The organism is Ruegeria sp. C9 (assembly GCF_056537585.1).
The window spans coordinates 362436-379008 of sequence record NZ_JBQFRU010000001.1; the positions used below are offsets into that span (position 1 = coordinate 362436).

The window sequence follows — 16573 nt, forward strand, 5'->3', positions numbered from 1 at the left end:
AAGGGTTGGAACCGACCGATTCTGTTTATCCGCCGAAATCATCGAGCATGATGTCTTCGCGGTCCACGCCCAGATCCAGCAGCATGTTGATGACCGACTGGTTCATGATTGGCGGACCACACATGTAGTATTCGCAATCCTCGGGTGCGGGGTGGTTCTTCAGATATTCCTCGAACAGAACGTTGTGGATAAAGCCAGTGTAGCCTTTCCAGTCATCCTCGGGCTGGGCGTCCGACAACGCTACGTGCCATTCGAAATTGTCAAATTCCTTGGCCAGCGTGTCGAAATCTTCGACAAAGAACATCTCTTTCTTCGACCGCGCTCCATACCAGAAGCTGATCTTGCGGTTGCGGTTTTCAAGGCGTTTGAGCTGGTCAAAGATATGGCTGCGCATTGGGGCCATACCAGCACCACCACCGATGAAGACCATCTCTTTTTCTGTCTCGCGAGCAAAGAACTCGCCAAAGGGACCTGAGATTGTGACCTTGTCGCCCGGTTTCAGGTTGAAAATATACGACGACATCTGACCCGGAGGGATACCTTCGGACCCAGGAGGGGGCGAAGCCACGCGGACGTTCAGCATGATCATACCTTTTTCATCCGGATAGTTTGCCATGGAATAGGCGCGTTCGATCGGTTCGGCGACGACGGATTTGTACTGCCATAGATTGAAGCGATCCCAATCCTCGCGGTATTCTTCTTCTACGTCGAAATCCGTATAGGCCAACTGGTGCGCAGGCGCTTCGATCTGGATGTAACCACCGGCGCGGAAGTTCACATCTTCGCCTTCAGGTAGGTCCAGCGTTAGAGCCTTAATGAAGGTCGCTACGTTCTCGTTCGAACGCACCGTGCATTCCCATTTCTTGACGCCGAAGACCTCTTCGGGAACTTCGATGTCCATATCCTGCTTGACTGCAACCTGACAGGATAGCCGGTCACCACAAGACGCCTCGCGCTTGGTGATATGGCTTTCCTCGGTCGGCAGGATCGAGCCACCGCCGGAATGCACGCGCACGCGACATTGCGCGCAGGTGCCACCACCACCACAAGCGGAGGGCACGAATAGCTTCTCTGCCGCAAGCGTCTGCAGCAGTTTGCCACCCGCCGGGACCGAGATTGTTTTCTCATCATTGATGGTGATGTTCACGTTACCGGTTGAAACCAGCTTGGACCGCGCCGCCATGATGATGGCAACCAAACCAAGAACGATAACGGTGAAAAGGGCTACACCTAAGCCAAAGGTTTCCATTCCGCCCTCCTTACAGTTTCACGCCCGAGAAGGACATGAAGGCCATCGCCATCAGTCCAGCGGTGATGAAAGTGATGCCCAGGCCTTGCAGACCATCGGGAATGTCCGAATACTTCAGCTTTTCCCGAACACCCGCCATCGCAGTAATCGCCAGAGCCCAGCCAAAGCCAGAGGACAGACCGTAAGTCGCCGCTTCGGCAAAATTGTAGTCACGTTCCACCATGAACAGTGAACCACCCAAAATGGCGCAGTTCACCGTGATCAGTGGTAGGAAGATCCCCAGCGCGTTGTAGAGTGGGGGGAAATACTTATCCAGCACCATCTCTAGGATCTGAACCATCGCTGCGATCACGCCAATATACGAGATCAGTCCAAGGAACGTCAGGTCCACATCCGGGAAACCTGCCCAAGCCAGCGCACCTGGTTTCAGCAGATAGTTCAGCAGCAGATTATTCGCCGGCACGGTGATGGCCTGCACCACCATGACCGAGATGCCCAGACCCAGCGCAGTTGAAATCTTCTTCGAAACAGCGATGAAGGTACACATCCCCAGAAAGAAGCTGAGCGCAAGGTTTTCGACAAAGATGGCCTTTACGGCCAGTGAAATCAGACCTTCCATCAGTGGGCCTCTACCTGCTGGATTTTGTATTCACGCTCTTCCACCTGGTTCGGCTTCCATGTGCGGAAGGCCCAGATGATCAGACCGATGATGAAGAAAGCCGACGGCGGCAGCAGCAGCATGCCGTTGGGCACATACCAGCCGCCGTTGTTGACGGTCTCCAGAATGGTGACACCGAACAGTGACCCGGCGCCAAACAGCTCACGAATGAAGCCGACCAGCAGCAGGATCAGACCATAGCCCATGCCGTTGCCCATACCGTCGATAAAGGACGCGACCGGGGGGTTCTTCATGGCAAACGCTTCGGCCCGGCCCATCACGATACAGTTGGTGATGATCAAGCCGACAAAGACCGACAGTGTTTTTGAAATCTCAAACGCATAAGCCTTGAGGATCTGGTCCACCAGGATCACCAGTGAGGCAATGATAACCATCTGTACGATGATCCGGATCGAACCCGGGATTTGGTTTCGCAGGCACGAGATAAAGAAGGACGAGAACGAGGTCACGAAGATCACCGCCAGCGCCATCACCATCGACACCTGCAGTGACGAGGTCACCGCCAGCGCCGAACAGATGCCCAGCACCTGCAGCGTGATCGGGTTGTTGTCGACAAGCGGGTCGACCAGCATCTCTTTCTTGGTCTGAGACATCAGAGCTCTCCTGCTTGCAGTTTGGCCAGGAACGGGGCGTAGCCCGCGTCGCCCATCCAGAATTTCACCAGGTTATCGACACCAACCGACGTCAGCGTGGCACCAGCCAGCGCATCGACATAGAAATCGGGGCCTGCCGCAGGCTGCGACTTGGCAACGGTGATTTGCAGATCGCCTGCATCATCGCGCAGCTTTTTGCCATTCCACAGCGCCTTCCAGCGAGGATTGTCCACCTCGGCGCCAAGGCCCGGTGTCTCACCGTGCTGATAGAACTGCAGGCCGTAGATATCGTTGCCGTTGTTTTCCAGCGCGATGAAACCATAGAGCGTGGACCAGAGGCCATAGCCGTGAAGCGGCAGGATTACCTTGTCGAGCGCCCCGGCATCATCACGCAGCAGATAGATTACGCGGTACTTGGACTTGCGCCCGATCCCAGCCGGGTCATCGTCCAAAGCGACGCTCAGTTCTGGATCGCTGGCAGCAGCGATATCATCGAAGGTGGTCGCGTCGAACTGATCGTCAACGAATTCACCTGTAGACAATTCCAGTACATGCGGCTCAAAGGCAGCGAATGCCTCGGTCACATCAATGCCTGGTTCGTAGATGCCGGCAACTTGCAGAACGTTGACTTGCTTATCCTTCAAACGGTTGATTTCCTGCACCGGGCGCAGGCTGACCGCAGCAGCAGACACGACCATCGAGGCTACAAGGCAGACGGCAACGGCAACAAAGATAGTCTTGCCAACCGAATCTGGCGAAGCAGCCAGAAACTTGGCAATCGCTCCCTTGGGTTCATTGGATTGCGTATCAGACATGGCGACGCGCCCTCCGTTTGATGTTTGCCTGGACGACGAAATAGTCGATCAGCGGCGCAAAAACGTTTCCGAACAAGATTGCCAGCATCATACCTTCTGGGAAAGCTGGGTTAATGACGCGGATCATCACAACCATGATACCAATCAGCGCGCCATAGATGTAGCGGCCCATATTGGTGTGACTGGCCGAAACGGGCTCGGTTACCATGAACGCCAGACCAAAGGCGTAGCCCCCAAGAACGATATGCCAGTACCAAGGCATCGCGAACATCGGATTAGTGTCCGATCCGATCAGATTCAGCAGAAGCGTGAAGCCTATGGTGCCCGCAAGACAGCCCACAATCAGGCGATAATTGGCAATCTTGGTCATCAGCAGGAAGGCCAGGCCAATCATGCAAGCCAGCGTCGATGTCTCTCCAAAGCTACCCTGAATTTGCCCGAAGAACGCATTGGCCCAGGTGATCCCGTCGGCCGCCAGTGCCTGAACGCCTTCAGCAGCGGAGATGCCCAATGCCGTCGCACCGGAAAATCCATCCACCGGGGTCCAGACTGAATCCCCCGACATTTGCGCGGGATAGGCGAAATATAGGAAAGCACGCCCGACCAGCGCCGGGTTGAGGAAGTTCTTGCCCGTGCCGCCAAATACTTCCTTACCGATCACGACACCGAAAATGATGCCTAACGCGACCTGCCACAATGGCGCAGTCGCAGGCATAATCAGGGTGTAAAGCATGGAGGTTACTAGAAAACCCTCGTTGACCTCATGGCCGCGCACAGTGGCGAAGATGACCTCAAAAATACCGCCCGCAACCAGTGTGGTGATGTAGATCGGAAGGAAATACATCAATCCATGCATCACATTGGCGAAAATGCTGTCAGGGTTCAGCGAGATACCGAACATCTGCAGGATCGCAATCCGCCATCCTGTTGCCGAATCCGGTCCTAGCGTGGCGATGGCCGAGTTTGCCTGATAGCCGGTGTTATACATCCCCCAGAGGATTGCGGGGATCGTAGCAATCACGACGTAGGTCATGATCCGCTTCATATCCACGTAAGAGCGCGCATGCGGCGCGACGGTCGTGACGGTTTTCGGAGTGTAGATAAAGCTTTCCACCATCTCGTAGATGGGGAAATATTTTTCGTACTTGCCGCCCTTGGTAAAGTTCGGCTCGATCCGATCGAAGAAGCTGCGCAAACCCATGTGGATCAGCCCTCCTTTTCAATCTTGGTGAGGCAGTCGCGCAGCGCCAGCCCATATTCATATTTCGCAGGGCAGGCAAAGCCCACTAGGCCCAGATCTTCTTCGTCCAGTTCCAGTGCACCCAGCGCCTGCGCCGTGTCGGTGTCCATCACCAGTAGCGCCCGCAGCAATTGCGTCGGCAGATAATCCTGGGGCATAAGCTCTTCGAATACACCCGTCGGCACCATCGCGCGGCGACCACCATTCAGGTTTGACGTGAATGAATAGAGTTTCTTGGCAAAAGCCGATCCCAAAACAGGCTGTACCGCATATTTCGAAGGCATAGGAAGAATCCAGCCCAGTGTGTGCTGATCATGATCTTCGCGAATAATACTAATCTGGCGCGCAAAACGGCCCAGATAGGCGGTCGGACCATCGGCATGCTGCCCCGACAAGATCGACCCCGAGATGATCCGCGCGATCCCGTCGACGTTCACTTCATCCCGGGTCAGGTCATCCGTCGACGCGCCCATCACGGTGCGGATCAGGCGCGGCTGGCGCGCGCCCGGTCCAGACAAAGCAATCACGATGTTTGAATCCAGATGACCGGTCTGCATCAGACGACCGATCGCGATCACGTCCTGGTAGCCAATGGTCCAAACCTGCTTGTCCCCTCCCAGCGGCTCAAGGAAGTGAATATGAGTTCCAGCAAGGCCCGAGGGGTGTGGGCCGGAAAACGCAGCCGCTTCTATACCTGGCAGATCGGAACCGGGGATGGATGCCCCCTCTTGCTGGCACAGATAAGTCTTGCCGTCGGTCAGGTTTGAGACAGCTGCGAGACCAGCCGCAAATGCCTCGCCCGCATCCGCAATAACCAATGCCGCATCACCTGCCAGTGGATCGCTGTCCATGGCTGTCACGAAGATTGCTGTAGGCTTGGAGCCTGGTTCGGGCATCTTTGAATAAGGACGTGTCCGGAAAGAAGTCCACAGCCCGGCCGCGCAGAGCTTAGCCGTAACACCTTCGGCGGTCTCGGCATCGCCGGTGCCCGAGAAATCTATGCCGGCGTCATTGGCATCCGAAACCTCGATCACCACGCTCTGCAATACACGCCGCGCCCCGCGATTAATTGCCACGACCTTACCGGTCAGCGGCGCGACCATCATCGCGTCGGGCGCATCCTTGTGGCAGAACAACGGCGTTCCTCGCTGGACCGCGTCGCCCTCTTGCACCAGCATCTTGGGCTTTAATCCGATATAATCACTGCCCAGAACGGCAACCGACGAGAATTCAGGCCCCGGCTGGATTTTCTGTTCGGGCGCGCCTTCAACCGGCAAATCCAACCCTTTTTTTAGTTTGAAAGTTTGCATGTTGCTACGTTCTTCCAAGCCTTTGTCCTGCGCCTGCTGCGCGCCATCTTACAATGATGCCAGGAAATAACACGAAATTTCCCGTCTGTCCGGTCGCGAAAGCGCCATTATCCGACCAGAATCCGCAGGCGTATTTCCGATCACGGCTCCTTTACGCGGGGATGAGTGCAAACGCAAACCTGTTACCGCCCAAAATCGAAAAGGAATGTCACATTCTTTTGAGCTTACGGTCGTTCAGAACAATTTGCCCATTTAATTTGCGTGTCGCACAGGCTGATCAACCGGTGTAAGCAACCACAATGGACAACAATGATAAATTCGAGATTTTTCTGATTGCCACTCCAGGGCTCGAAACGCCTTTGTGTGCCGAGGCCATAGAGCGCGGATTCTCAGGCGCCAGGATCGTTCCAGGTGGTGTCGTGTGCCGTGGCGATTGGCCGGAAGTCTGGCGCGCCAATCTGGAATTGCGCGGTGCCAACAAGGTTCTGATGCGACTGGGCAGTTTCCCCGCCGTGCATTTGGCGCAATTGGACAAGCGCGCCCGAAAGTTCCCGTGGGCGAGTTATCTCAGGCCAGACATTCCCGTGAAGGTCGAAGCAACCTGCCGCAAATCTCGTATCTATCATGCAGGAGCGGCGCGACAGCGCATCGAACAAGCCATATCCGAGGGGCTCGGCACCTCAATCTCACTCGATGGCAAAGTCCGCGTGCTGCTACGAATCGAAAAAGACATATGCACGATCTCCGTCGACACATCCGGCGAGCTCTTGCACAAGCGCGGTCATAAGCCTGCAGTCGCCAAGGCCCCGATGCGGGAAACAATGGCCGCGATGTTCCTGCGTGAGTGTGGGTTTGACGGGTCTGAACCGGTTCTGGACCCGATGTGTGGCTCTGGAACATTCGTTATCGAAGCGGCTGAAATTGCACTTGGTCTGCCCCCAGGCCGCTCACGTCAGTTCGCATTCGAAGATTTGGCAAGCTTCGATCCAGATGTCTGGCAAAAAATGCGCGCTCGTACCGGTCAACCCGAAACAGAGCTGAGATTCTTTGGCTCAGATCGCAATACAGGCGCAGTCGAGGCTTCAGGCTCTAACGCCCGACAGGCACAAGTGGATCATGCCACCCGATTTCAGCACTGTTCGGTCAGTGATATCAAGCCGCCAGAAGGCCCAGCTGGGCTGGTCATCGTCAATCCACCCTACGGGACACGCATCGGTGATGAAAAGCGCCTGCGGTCGCTCTATGGCAGTTTAGGCAAGGTATTATCCAGTCGTTTCCAGCGATGGCGTGTAGGCATCATCACCACCACACCCGGACTTGCCCGCGCAACGCGATTGCCAATGCTTCCCCCCGGCCCAATCGTTGATCACGGCGGAACAAAAATCCGACTGTATCGAACAAATCCGTTGCAGTAACTCAGCGAAATCGCAGATCAGGAGAACGGTTTCAATCACCCCTCGAATCCAGCGACGACATATGTGTGTACGCCCAAAATCCCTCTTGCACATCAATATGACGAGGTATAGATCACGCGCCACGGTCGGAGTGTAGCTCAGCCTGGTAGAGCACTGTCTTCGGGAGGCAGGGGTCGGAGGTTCGAATCCTCTCACTCCGACCAATAAAATCAAATACTTACAGGCAACATGCTGCCTCGCATGGGACGGACCTTCCGGATTACTTCCGGATTTGGGTGGATTTCCTCGCCGTATGCGGCGTAAAATTTACCATTTCATTCTGACCTCTCAGTGTGAATTCTCACAGAGACACGTCCTGCGTTGCACGCAAGTATTTGTTGAATTCAGCGGCGTTTCCTTCTGTGTTGGAGGTGCCGCATGAATGAACTGCGTCCCTTCAAAGAAATCCAACTGCAATGGTTACGCCTGCTTGTTGCGGACAAGACGCTAAGCGCCCGCGCTGTACAATTCGCCACCTATCTCGCGGTAGTCCGATACAATTCCAAGGAAGGAAAGGCTTGGCCCTCACACAAGACGGTTTGCAAGGACCTCGGCCTAAAGAGCGAAAAGACCATCCAGCGCTTGATCAAGGAACTCCAGGGCAAGTGGTTCGAAGTCAAGCACGGGAATGGTCTAAAACACTCAACCGAATACGTACCGTCCAAAGCATCGCATCAGGCTGCTCATACACTAAGAGAAGAAGAGGAGACTGAAAAGACAGACAAGGTTGTCCGCCTTAAGCGCTCAAAACTGCCGATCAGAAAGCCGCAATCCCAGGCAAAAATGTCTCAACGAGACGGACAAAAATGTCCCCTAAAAAAAGACAAAGAAAAAATAATAGAAAACCCTGCCCTTGAGCCGGATTTGCCTGATGGAAGACCATCTGGCTCAGCGCGTGGGGGTGGAGCACAGGCTGTATTCGTTCCGCGATCATCGTTCGGATGTCGCCAATGGGAAGCGTTCACTGAACGAATGTTTGGCACATGGATCGACAGAGTCTTGCCAGCGGCCTGGGTGAACGGCACTAACGGATACTGGCTTCCGGACAGGTTTCCACCAACGAAAAAAGACGACTGGCCCGCTTGGCAGCATTGGCTCATCAAGGAGGGTTGGACCGTTTTCGAGCCATCTGAGCTGGAAGTGCGCCATGCGAGTTGAGCAAGGAGCAAGGCGACCCATGTCATACACTGGCGCTGCTGACACGGGACCTTGCGAGGGGTGGCAAGCCTCCCCTTCGAACCCCACCGTCGCGGGCAAGCCCCTCTCCAAAAAGCAGCTGACCGAGACCTTCGTTTTCCGGTGTACAGCTGCCGAGAAGGCTGAGCTTCGTGCCAAGGCTGAGACCGCTGGCGTCCCCGCAGCGACACTCCTGCGCGAGGCGCTTGGCTTGACCGAAGCTCGCCGTCGCAAGCCCGCACCGCGCGTTGATCCAGCGTTGGTTCTTGCGGTCGGACGCATCGGCGGAAATCTCAACCAGGTTGCGCGGTTTGTGAACCGGGCGCTTCTGGTTGGTCGAGTTAACCTTGATGCGTTGGCCGTGGCCCGCCAACTGGTCGTTATCGAGCGTCAACTTGCTCAGATTATCGAAGAAGCGCGGCAATGCTGATCAAGTTCTTTCCCAATGGCAAAGGCGCAGGTGCTGGACCAGTCGGTTATCTTGTTGCGCGTGAGGTGCTGGCCTATGATTCCAATCGCGATCTGATCCGCGATGCCGATGGTCACCCGGTGATGGTCACGCGCGATCCGCAGCCGGAAGTCCTCCGCGGCGACCCTAACCGCACCGAAGCACTAATCGACGCGAGCCACAACCAATGGACCTACCGCGCGGGTGTCATCAGTTTCGCCATCGAAGATGCACCCACAGAAGCTCAGCAAGCCGAAGTCATGGAGGCCTTCGAGAATCTGGCTTTTGCGGGATTGGATAGCGAACAATACGATGTGCTTTGGGTTCGCCACAGCCACGAAGATCGCATTGAATTGCACTTCTGTACACCGCGGTTGGAGCTGACCACAGGCAAGAGCCTCAACATCGCGCCTCCAGGCTATCAGACTGCCTACGACAGCCTGCGTGACCTGATGAACAAGACGCACGGCTGGGCCGATCCGTTGGAGCTAGAGCGGGCGCAAGATGTGCAGGCGACTCTGGAGACCCCGACGCGCGCGCTAGGCCGCGAAGATCTGCACCGCTGGATCCTCGACCAGATCAGCATCGGCGCCATCACTGACCGCGCTAGCATGCTTGATGCCTTGGCGGATGTTGGCTTCGACATCCCCCGCGCCAGCAAGAACTACATCACCGCCAAAGACCCTGAGACCGGCGAACGCTGGCGATTGAAAGGAGAAATATTCTGTGACGACTGGCAAGCCGACTCGGCTGAGCGAGAAATTGAACGCGGATCTGGACGAGATCCGCAAAGAACACGCCGCCTTAATGGAGTCTCAATTGCAGAACTTCAGGAACGATATTCAGAAGTGTGTGACACGCGCGCGGAATACAATCGAAGCCGATACCCGCATGTTTCTGGATTGGAGCGGGACGGCTTGGCAGAGTCACATAGACACGATCAAACGAATATTACGGATTTCACCCTGGGCGACGGCGACTGTCTGTCTGGTACTGATCGCAGCAATATCAGGGCTAACCTTTCTGTGGAGTTGGAAACTTTCAACGATTGCGACCACGACGCAACTAGAGAGGTTGGGCATTCAGACGGTGCTACACGAGCAAGCGACTTATTTGATCTTGCCGCCAGAGACTTCAAGCATGCGCACCTGTTCGGTGGCGAGCCGATTGGTTTCCTGCATCAGAGTGGAGCCGAACTAGATGGATCAGCCCCTGACAGCCTTGGAGAGAGATTTGCTCGCGTGCGTCGAGCGGTTGGTGACGGCTTGCGAGACCTCCGCCAAGGAATTGCGCAGTTTGGAAGAACGCTCGACGACCGGGATCGAAGCCAGACTGAATGGCTTAGTGCAGTGCGTGGAGCTGCTCATGAAATCGCATCTCGTGTCAGTCTGCACGTCGGCCGACTTGCTAACCGAAGAGCAGAGTTACACGGCGCTGGAAGCGAACTTGCAGACCAGCTTGAAACTAGCGAGAGCCGCCGAAACACAGCTGAAAGAGAGCTGAACGAACGGCAGCTCGAACGAGACCGTGACTACGGCTTCCATCTTTAATCTGAAGGAAGAAAATGCAATTTCCACACAAACGCTTCACCATGAGTTTTCGCCAGGCACTCGACTTCGGGATCGACTATCGCGACTTCGAGAAAGTGCGTTGCTTGCCGCAGGGAGTCCCGTTGATCGCCATTGCAGGTGTTTGGGGCGAATACAGCGACATCCGTTGTCTGTTCCTGGATGCCAAAGGCAACGGCTACATGCGCTACATCCAGAATTGGGGCGACAAAGGATTTTTGATTAGGGAATTAGGATTGGATGCGAAGTCGATTGAAGTGGGTCAGTTTTTCTACCTTTCTGAAACCGAATGACTACATTCACGCCAATTGCACCTGCGTTCGGAGGTGCGGTAGAAAGTGTGCCGAGCAAACGTCATTATTGTTTTATTGAGGAACACGACTGCTTTGCCTATTGGCGATCTCACCTTATGCCTTTAGCGCCCTCCATATGACACTATGCCCGGGCGAGATGAATGACTGCCCGCTGCGTGTATTAGCTCAAACAAAAGCTCGTTGCGCAGCCGAAAGCAAAACTTTGCACCGGCAAGGAGATCAGGGGGAATATTGACGGCGAACCGAGAGTTAACAGCTAGTGCCCGGATGCCCTCCGCGTTCTTTCGGACATAGGTCGGGGATCGCCACAACCCTCCGAGCTTTTGGCCACGGCGATCTGACGTGAATTCACGCGCGAGAAGATACGGAAGCGGACCAGGCTTCGGTTGAGCCTCATCACAAGCTGGAAGCACCTGTACCAACAGCCAGTCGTCGAATGGTTGATCATCCGTTTTGACGCCAAACTGTTCAGAGAAGGTATTTGGATCGAGTTCGCCAAAATGATCTGAAAAACGATCTTTAATGATCTTCGGCAATGTAATCACGGCACCGCGGGTGGAGCATTCGCTTACGTTCGTGTCGAGATGCGTAAACGCATTGAGGCGAGCGTGGCCTTCTTTATCATCGCCATTTTTCGCACGCGCTTTCTCTATTGCCGCAGCCCAGAGTTCTTCGGTCGGATTGGAACCTTGACTAAGGCGATCGAAGAGCACTGGCAACAACGCCTCGGCTACAGAACGGCCTACCCGACCTTTAGTATTTTTAGCGCCGACAACTCCTTCAGCGAGATCAAGAAGGACACGACTTACATCTGGGCCTTCGTCCGAAACCGCGACTCCTAGTATTCCTGTAATCGTGTCAGCGGATGCGCCATTGACACGATCTTCCCAATCAAGCAGCGCAGCAACATGAGGTTTGTCGTCAAACAGACCATCGATCGCGTCGACAATTTTCGAAACGTCTCCGAACTGAGCTGGTGTGGGCATGTGGGTGGTTTTGTCGAGCGGAACAATTGCAAAAGGTGTCTGCTGATCTTCCATACGATCGCGCAAGTAGTCTTCCAATTTTTCTGAGTCTTCTTGATATCTCGTCCAGAGAATTAATACGTACGGGCCCTCAGGCGCGAGTCTTTCAAGTATCGACTGAATAATAGAAAAATGATTGTTCTTCTGGGCAGATGTCGCTCCGCTTTCAAGATGAAGGTCAGAGAAAATGACCCGAGCGTGGGGAGCAGGCGAAATCTGCGTGACGCTGCCACTGAATAGGATTGGTCGACACGCCGCTCCATACCTATTTAAAGCCTCTACAAGTGGCTGCAGATGACTGTCTTCATTATCGATTGCTAGTACACGTGGCTGTGGAAGTTTCATGAGGCTTTCCGAAAAACAATTGCGACGACGGCTCCGTCATAATCAGCGGGCAAATCTATCTGCCCTGGCTCGGGAAATACAAGCTCTCCGCTCATGCTCTCCATGGCCATGCGGGAGAAGTACAAACCGAGGCCGATTCCGTCAGGGCGGCGTGAGAAAAATGGACGCACAACGTCCTGCGGCGTGTCTGCGCCAAATCCAGGCCCGTTGTCTGCTACAACAATTGCAGGGCCCTGCGGCAGGTCATGTGTTACGTCTATGTAGAGTTTGGGGGTGAAACTGTCGCCTTCATTTTCTGCAGCAACATCAAGCCAGTATATCGCGTTGTCGATTAGGTTGTTTAGTGCGCCAATCACTAGCCCAAACTGAAAGGTGGCATGGAATCCGGGATCCGCGGAGTTCATGGAAGGACACTCTAGCTTGATGTCGTGTGCCCTAAACCGGCTTGTATTTCGTAGACGGGCGTTTTCGATCAACTCTTTTGCGGGGTGTTGGATGCGCTGATCTTGTCGAAGTAAAGCGGAAAAGCCTTGTAACAGGTGGACGAGTTCTTTCACCTGCCCACTAAAGGGGTTCGAAGACTCCCCTTGGCCTAGTTGAGCATCGAGTGAGCGCACGCCTCTCTCGACCTCATGGAAGATGAGGGCGAGATTGACGCCAGCCATACCCGCCTGCAACAGTGCTTCCTGCATTGCAGCATATTCGGTTTCGATACTGTTCACGTATGGGGCATACGTATCTAATACGCCACCTTTACGGAGACGATCTCGGAGGGCCTCGATTGTACCTGTGACTCCTGGGCGACCTCCAGGCTTCGTCACAACCACACGCTCGCGCATTTTATCTTTGTCTTTAAAGCGTTCGGCCTCTAGAATCTGAATTGCACCAAGAGCAACATCTTGTAGGTTTTCGACACACTTGTTATCAACGAAGCCTTCACGGTTGGTCTTTTCAACAAGGCCGTCCGAATACTCGAGATCGAGCGACAAAGAGCCTAAGACGATGTTTCTGCTGAGTTTCCGTTTTGGCGTATTTACTCGGCGAAGATCGAGCCCGAGCCAGTCGTCACCTGCTTCGCCATAATTATAAACACGCACCCCATCTCGATAGACTCTGATGCCGCCGTTCCCATCAAGGTAATCAGTAAACGACTTTGCGTTAGGCATCTTCGAGAGTACATCATGTTCTCGATCATAAGCGTAGATTACCCCGCGAATGGGACCTATACCCTGCATGGTGCTGGCATCTGCAGTTTTACGCGGCGCACCTTTACGGTTCGGTAAAGGAAGTTGAGCGCGCACTTTGGATCGCGTCCATCGCGGAGCTACTTTTATTCCGGGCACACCTCGGAATGAGTAGCTCCAAATGATCCGACCCATTTCATTAACTTCGAACATGAACTTCCAAGGTGCAGCGTTCAGTATTTCACTTGGACCATACAGATCGTCGAACCAATCTTCTCGACCAGAAACTTCGAACTCGGCGTGAAATTCACCCGCACCTTCGAAAGGTGAAGTCATAGAAAGAATCTGATTGTACAGCCTGCGGACGTCTCCCCGTTGCCAGGTAGTACGTAAGCTGCTGATCCTGATACGGGTTCCTGTCTTGTTTCCAGTAAAGACTTGCGGCTCCCTCTCCTTTATCCTGACCGGAGCATCGCTGAGAAAATCCTTCCTAATCAGCCTCGCCCAATCGATGACGACGCGGCATTCAAGGGAGTCTTTCGCGCGCGTTACTAGTTCGATTCTTTCACCTAACTTATGTGCCGCGAACCGCCCAATCCCCTTTTCACCCAGGGGGAGCCGGTGGTACAGCTTTGTGCGGTCTAGGTTTTTACGCTGCTCCCCACGGTGACCGTTTCCCGGGACTAACCAGACATCGCGAATGGTCTCAAGAGTCATTCCGGTGCCATCATCCTCGACGGTGATACAAACGGGCGAACGGTCGAGGCGCATCTTAACCGCTACTGTCGAAGCATCTGCATCGTAGGCGTTCTTTACGAGTTCGAAGACAGCTAGCCGCGGAGAGGCAATGAGTTCATCACCTAGCAGTTGCAACAGGCGAGCCCGCGGTCGGAACGGAGCAGTTTCAGTTCGTTTCATTGAAATTCGCAAACTCGTTTGTGAAAGGTTTTGAACGGGCATTCATGGTTAGAATCTCGATTCTCTAATACTCGTTTCGCTCCCGGAAAGAAAACGAAGTTCTTGGCGGCTATGTGTCAAGAAGGTCTCAATTTCATTTAGTAATTCTTCCAGAGGAGGACGAATCGGCCCACGTAACGCGCATTCCCAAACCACCAAAATCCGCCAACTTTTTCGACGCAATGCTTCAATTGTAAGGTGATCACGAGTTTGGGTGCCCTCGATCTTCTTTCGCCAGAAGTCCCGACGTGAGACGGGCCATTTGAATAAATGACAGCCATGCCCATGCCAAAAGCAACCGTGGGCAAAAATGACAGCTTGGAATTTCGGGAATATTAGGTCTGGTTTCCCGGGCAAACTGCTGCAATGGAGTCGATATCGAAAGCCCCTAGCGTGCAAGCCTCGCCTAAGCAACATTTCAGGCTTGGTGTCTCTCCCTTTTACGCATTGCATGTTATACCGGCGCTGTTCCGGTGTCAGCACGTCCACCAAGACACCCTCAGCTGGAAGCCGCCAGTGCGACTTCCTTTGGTTCGTAGTTAATCTTAATATCCATCAACGTTTTCCTCATGATCTTCGCTAGAGAAAAAGACATAAGTGGCGGAACGGCATTACCGATCTGCTGGAATGCTTGGTTCATTGCGCCTTCAAACACAAACCCGTCCGGAAAGGAATGCAGTCGGGCTGCTTCGCGGACCGAGATCGTTCGCGCCTGATCACTGTCGTAATGAATGTGGCTGTAACTATCTTTGCCCAAATGAGCCATTAAAGTACGTGCAGGCATATCCCGCCACATCTTCCGCCATTTATTCGGGAATTTAGTGTGATCATAGGGCGGGACGATCCTTCTGAGAAGTTCGCTGTACTCGGAAGACCCAATAGCAATGTTCTGGCCCTGTCTTCTGGCTTTATCTAGACGCTCCTGGAATAGCGCTAGCGCATGATCATGAGCTTGCGGGTACTGATCTCCTGGATTCATTCGAGCGAAAATCTCAAAATCTCTGGGCAGGTAACGGATGACATGATCAAAAATCCCTTCCCTTGCTTCAAATTCAGTCCACTCCTTCATGTCCCGTGAATATGCAGAGACCGTTTGTCCCGGATCGTAAGCAATAAGCTTGTCGAAGCGGCGAGCCCCACGCTTCAAGACACCACTTTTTAGCAATTCACGAGCCTGGATTCTCGGCAGATCTCCGATGGCTTCGAAAGCCGTAATCGCGGGAGGTAATGGGGCAGTTGCTGCGGGCGGATTGATATAGTTACAGCCGCTGTCAGTTTTACGTGCTGCTGAGACTTGCTTCAGCGCGACATTTCGTGAGCCAGAATACCCCGGGGGCAGTTCAATCCAATTCGTAGGCACAGGAAACTCAACATGGTCTGTAATCTCGCGGCGATATGCGACAAGAAACATCCTCTCTCGCATTTGAGGCACACCATAGAAAGCGGCATTGAGGAGAGTGTAAGCGCAAACATAACCCTGGCTTTCAAGGTTTTCGCAAACCTCCTGAGGAACATTTTGCCCACCGAAATTCATTACATCCGGAACATTCTCCATAAGAATGGCCAGCGGTTTGAAAGCTCGCACATACTCAAGGTAAGTAGTATACAGTTTTGCTCGAGGATCGTGTTGGAAGGCTTCTGGGTGCTCTTCAACTTCCCGAAGTTTTGAACGGCCAACCCGTGCAAACGCCTGACAAGGCGGTCCGCCTATGATCACGTCGATCGCTTCTGCGACCTGACCCAGGCAGAGCTTTCGAGCCAGTTCCACAGGTTTCACCTGTGTGATGTCCAACGCTTCTGCATGACGCGGATCACTACCGTGGAAGTTCCGCGCGTGTGAAGCCGCTGCAATCGGGTTGCTTTCTACCGAAGCACTAATCTCGAACCCAGCCCTTTGAAATCCCAAAGACAGCCCCCCGCAACCAGAAAAGAGATCCAAGACCCTAGGGGCTGCGCCCGAACTCAGTCTCGTCAGCTTCCGCTCAATGGCTGCGTTGCTCAACTCCGTCACCGTTCCTTATCGTCATCATTAAAAAGACTCCGCTGATTCCTGTAACCAGCCTGATCCAGATGTTCGCGGATCAGTCGAACTATCAGTGGTGATTTTTTGAAGCCCTTTTCACGGCAATAGGCCTCGAACCGATCAGCTTCATCTTTCGGCATCAACACTTGGATTCGATTGGGACCGCTCATTTACGCCTGCCTCCGTTTCTGCT

The 16573-nt window shown here is 54.0% G+C and carries 16 protein-coding genes and 1 tRNA gene; 6 read left to right on the top strand and 11 right to left on the bottom strand.

Annotation, left to right across the window (positions count from 1 at the left end; genetic code table 11):
- Positions 1-25: 25 nt before the first annotated feature.
- Genes nqrF through ACR0NE_RS01755 form a run of 6 tightly spaced genes read right to left on the bottom strand, consistent with a single transcriptional unit; the run spans position 26 to position 5886 of the window.
- Positions 26-1249: an NADH:ubiquinone reductase (Na(+)-transporting) subunit F gene (gene nqrF, locus ACR0NE_RS01730; RefSeq protein WP_170596547.1), complete on the bottom strand. Its 1224-nt coding sequence runs from the start codon at positions 1247-1249 to the stop codon at positions 26-28.
- A gap of 10 nt (positions 1250-1259) precedes the next feature.
- On the bottom strand, positions 1260-1868 hold the full coding sequence (gene nqrE, locus ACR0NE_RS01735) for an NADH:ubiquinone reductase (Na(+)-transporting) subunit E (protein WP_050603817.1): 609 nt from the start codon (positions 1866-1868) through the stop codon (positions 1260-1262).
- On the bottom strand, positions 1868-2521 hold the full coding sequence (locus ACR0NE_RS01740) for an NADH:ubiquinone reductase (Na(+)-transporting) subunit D (RefSeq protein ID WP_152460184.1): 654 nt from the start codon (positions 2519-2521) through the stop codon (positions 1868-1870). Before ACR0NE_RS01740 ends, nqrE begins: the two co-directional genes overlap by 1 nt.
- The gene (locus ACR0NE_RS01745) at positions 2521-3336 is read right to left on the bottom strand and encodes a Na(+)-translocating NADH-quinone reductase subunit C (protein WP_170393983.1); all 816 of its coding nucleotides are present in this window, start codon (positions 3334-3336) and stop codon (positions 2521-2523) included. Before ACR0NE_RS01745 ends, ACR0NE_RS01740 begins: the two co-directional genes overlap by 1 nt.
- Entirely contained in the window at positions 3329-4537 is a 1209-nt protein-coding gene (locus ACR0NE_RS01750; RefSeq protein ID WP_170596544.1) for an NADH:ubiquinone reductase (Na(+)-transporting) subunit B, read from the bottom strand. Before ACR0NE_RS01750 ends, ACR0NE_RS01745 begins: the two co-directional genes overlap by 8 nt.
- A 5-nt stretch (positions 4538-4542) precedes the next feature.
- Positions 4543-5886, bottom strand: a complete 1344-nt coding sequence (locus ACR0NE_RS01755; protein WP_170596542.1) for a Na(+)-translocating NADH-quinone reductase subunit A — start codon at positions 5884-5886, stop codon at positions 4543-4545.
- 299 nt (positions 5887-6185) lie between these two features.
- Between ACR0NE_RS01755 and ACR0NE_RS01760 the strand changes: the two genes are divergently transcribed.
- From ACR0NE_RS01760 to ACR0NE_RS01785, 6 genes are all read left to right on the top strand, one after another.
- Positions 6186-7301 carry a THUMP domain-containing protein gene (locus ACR0NE_RS01760; protein ID WP_170596540.1) on the top strand — a complete coding sequence of 372 codons (1116 nt, stop codon included), beginning with the start codon at positions 6186-6188 and terminating at the stop codon, positions 7299-7301.
- Between the two features lie 126 nt (positions 7302-7427).
- Positions 7428-7504 (top strand) — tRNA-Pro (locus ACR0NE_RS01765).
- A 214-nt stretch (positions 7505-7718) separates the two neighbouring features.
- Positions 7719-8498 carry a helix-turn-helix domain-containing protein gene (locus ACR0NE_RS01770; RefSeq protein WP_170596538.1) on the top strand — a complete coding sequence of 260 codons (780 nt, stop codon included), beginning with the start codon at positions 7719-7721 and terminating at the stop codon, positions 8496-8498.
- A 19-nt stretch (positions 8499-8517) separates the two neighbouring features.
- Positions 8518-8946 (top strand): plasmid mobilization protein, encoded by a 429-nt coding sequence (locus tag ACR0NE_RS01775; protein ID WP_480459473.1) that lies wholly within the window; start codon positions 8518-8520, stop codon positions 8944-8946.
- A 65-nt stretch (positions 8947-9011) separates the two neighbouring features.
- Entirely contained in the window at positions 9012-10514 is a 1503-nt protein-coding gene (locus ACR0NE_RS01780; protein ID WP_480459475.1) for a relaxase family protein, read from the top strand.
- A gap of 41 nt (positions 10515-10555) precedes the next feature.
- A complete protein-coding gene (locus ACR0NE_RS01785) occupies positions 10556-10825 on the top strand; it encodes a hypothetical protein (protein ID WP_480459478.1) in 270 nt (89 codons plus the stop codon).
- 122 nt (positions 10826-10947) lie between these two features.
- On the opposite strand, the gene ACR0NE_RS01790 is transcribed toward ACR0NE_RS01785, so the two are convergent.
- The 5 genes from ACR0NE_RS01790 to ACR0NE_RS01810 are packed head-to-tail and all read right to left on the bottom strand — an operon-like array spanning position 10948 to position 16550.
- On the bottom strand, positions 10948-12216 hold the full coding sequence (locus ACR0NE_RS01790; RefSeq protein ID WP_170596531.1) for a hypothetical protein: 1269 nt from the start codon (positions 12214-12216) through the stop codon (positions 10948-10950).
- A complete protein-coding gene (locus ACR0NE_RS01795) occupies positions 12213-14318 on the bottom strand; it encodes an ATP-binding protein (RefSeq protein WP_170596530.1) in 2106 nt (701 codons plus the stop codon). Before ACR0NE_RS01795 ends, ACR0NE_RS01790 begins: the two co-directional genes overlap by 4 nt.
- Positions 14319-14366: 48 nt before the next feature.
- Positions 14367-14846 (bottom strand): very short patch repair endonuclease, encoded by a 480-nt coding sequence (locus ACR0NE_RS01800; RefSeq protein ID WP_480459480.1) that lies wholly within the window; start codon positions 14844-14846, stop codon positions 14367-14369.
- 10 nt (positions 14847-14856) lie between these two features.
- On the bottom strand, positions 14857-16359 hold the full coding sequence (locus ACR0NE_RS01805) for a DNA cytosine methyltransferase (protein WP_170596527.1): 1503 nt from the start codon (positions 16357-16359) through the stop codon (positions 14857-14859).
- A 5-nt stretch (positions 16360-16364) separates the two neighbouring features.
- Complete coding sequence (locus ACR0NE_RS01810; RefSeq protein ID WP_170596525.1) at positions 16365-16550, bottom strand: hypothetical protein; 186 nt, start codon at positions 16548-16550, stop codon at positions 16365-16367.
- Positions 16551-16573: the final 23 nt, after the last annotated feature.

Coding starts and splice junctions, on each gene's coding strand:
- ACR0NE_RS01785 (WP_480459478.1), top strand. CDS start 10,556: ATGAGTTTTCGCCAGGCACTCGACTTCGGGATCGACTATCGCGACTTC.
- ACR0NE_RS01755 (WP_170596542.1), bottom strand. CDS start 5,886: ATGCAAACTTTCAAACTAAAAAAAGGGTTGGATTTGCCGGTTGAAGGC.
- ACR0NE_RS01795 (WP_170596530.1), bottom strand. CDS start 14,318: ATGAAACGAACTGAAACTGCTCCGTTCCGACCGCGGGCTCGCCTGTTG.
- ACR0NE_RS01760 (WP_170596540.1), top strand. CDS start 6,186: ATGGACAACAATGATAAATTCGAGATTTTTCTGATTGCCACTCCAGGG.
- nqrF (WP_170596547.1), bottom strand. CDS start 1,249: ATGGAAACCTTTGGCTTAGGTGTAGCCCTTTTCACCGTTATCGTTCTT.
- ACR0NE_RS01775 (WP_480459473.1), top strand. CDS start 8,518: ATGTCATACACTGGCGCTGCTGACACGGGACCTTGCGAGGGGTGGCAA.
- ACR0NE_RS01750 (WP_170596544.1), bottom strand. CDS start 4,537: ATGGGTTTGCGCAGCTTCTTCGATCGGATCGAGCCGAACTTTACCAAG.
- ACR0NE_RS01740 (WP_152460184.1), bottom strand. CDS start 2,521: ATGTCTCAGACCAAGAAAGAGATGCTGGTCGACCCGCTTGTCGACAAC.
- ACR0NE_RS01810 (WP_170596525.1), bottom strand. CDS start 16,550: ATGAGCGGTCCCAATCGAATCCAAGTGTTGATGCCGAAAGATGAAGCT.
- nqrE (WP_050603817.1), bottom strand. CDS start 1,868: ATGGAAGGTCTGATTTCACTGGCCGTAAAGGCCATCTTTGTCGAAAAC.
- ACR0NE_RS01790 (WP_170596531.1), bottom strand. CDS start 12,216: ATGAAACTTCCACAGCCACGTGTACTAGCAATCGATAATGAAGACAGT.
- ACR0NE_RS01770 (WP_170596538.1), top strand. CDS start 7,719: ATGAATGAACTGCGTCCCTTCAAAGAAATCCAACTGCAATGGTTACGC.
- ACR0NE_RS01745 (WP_170393983.1), bottom strand. CDS start 3,336: ATGTCTGATACGCAATCCAATGAACCCAAGGGAGCGATTGCCAAGTTT.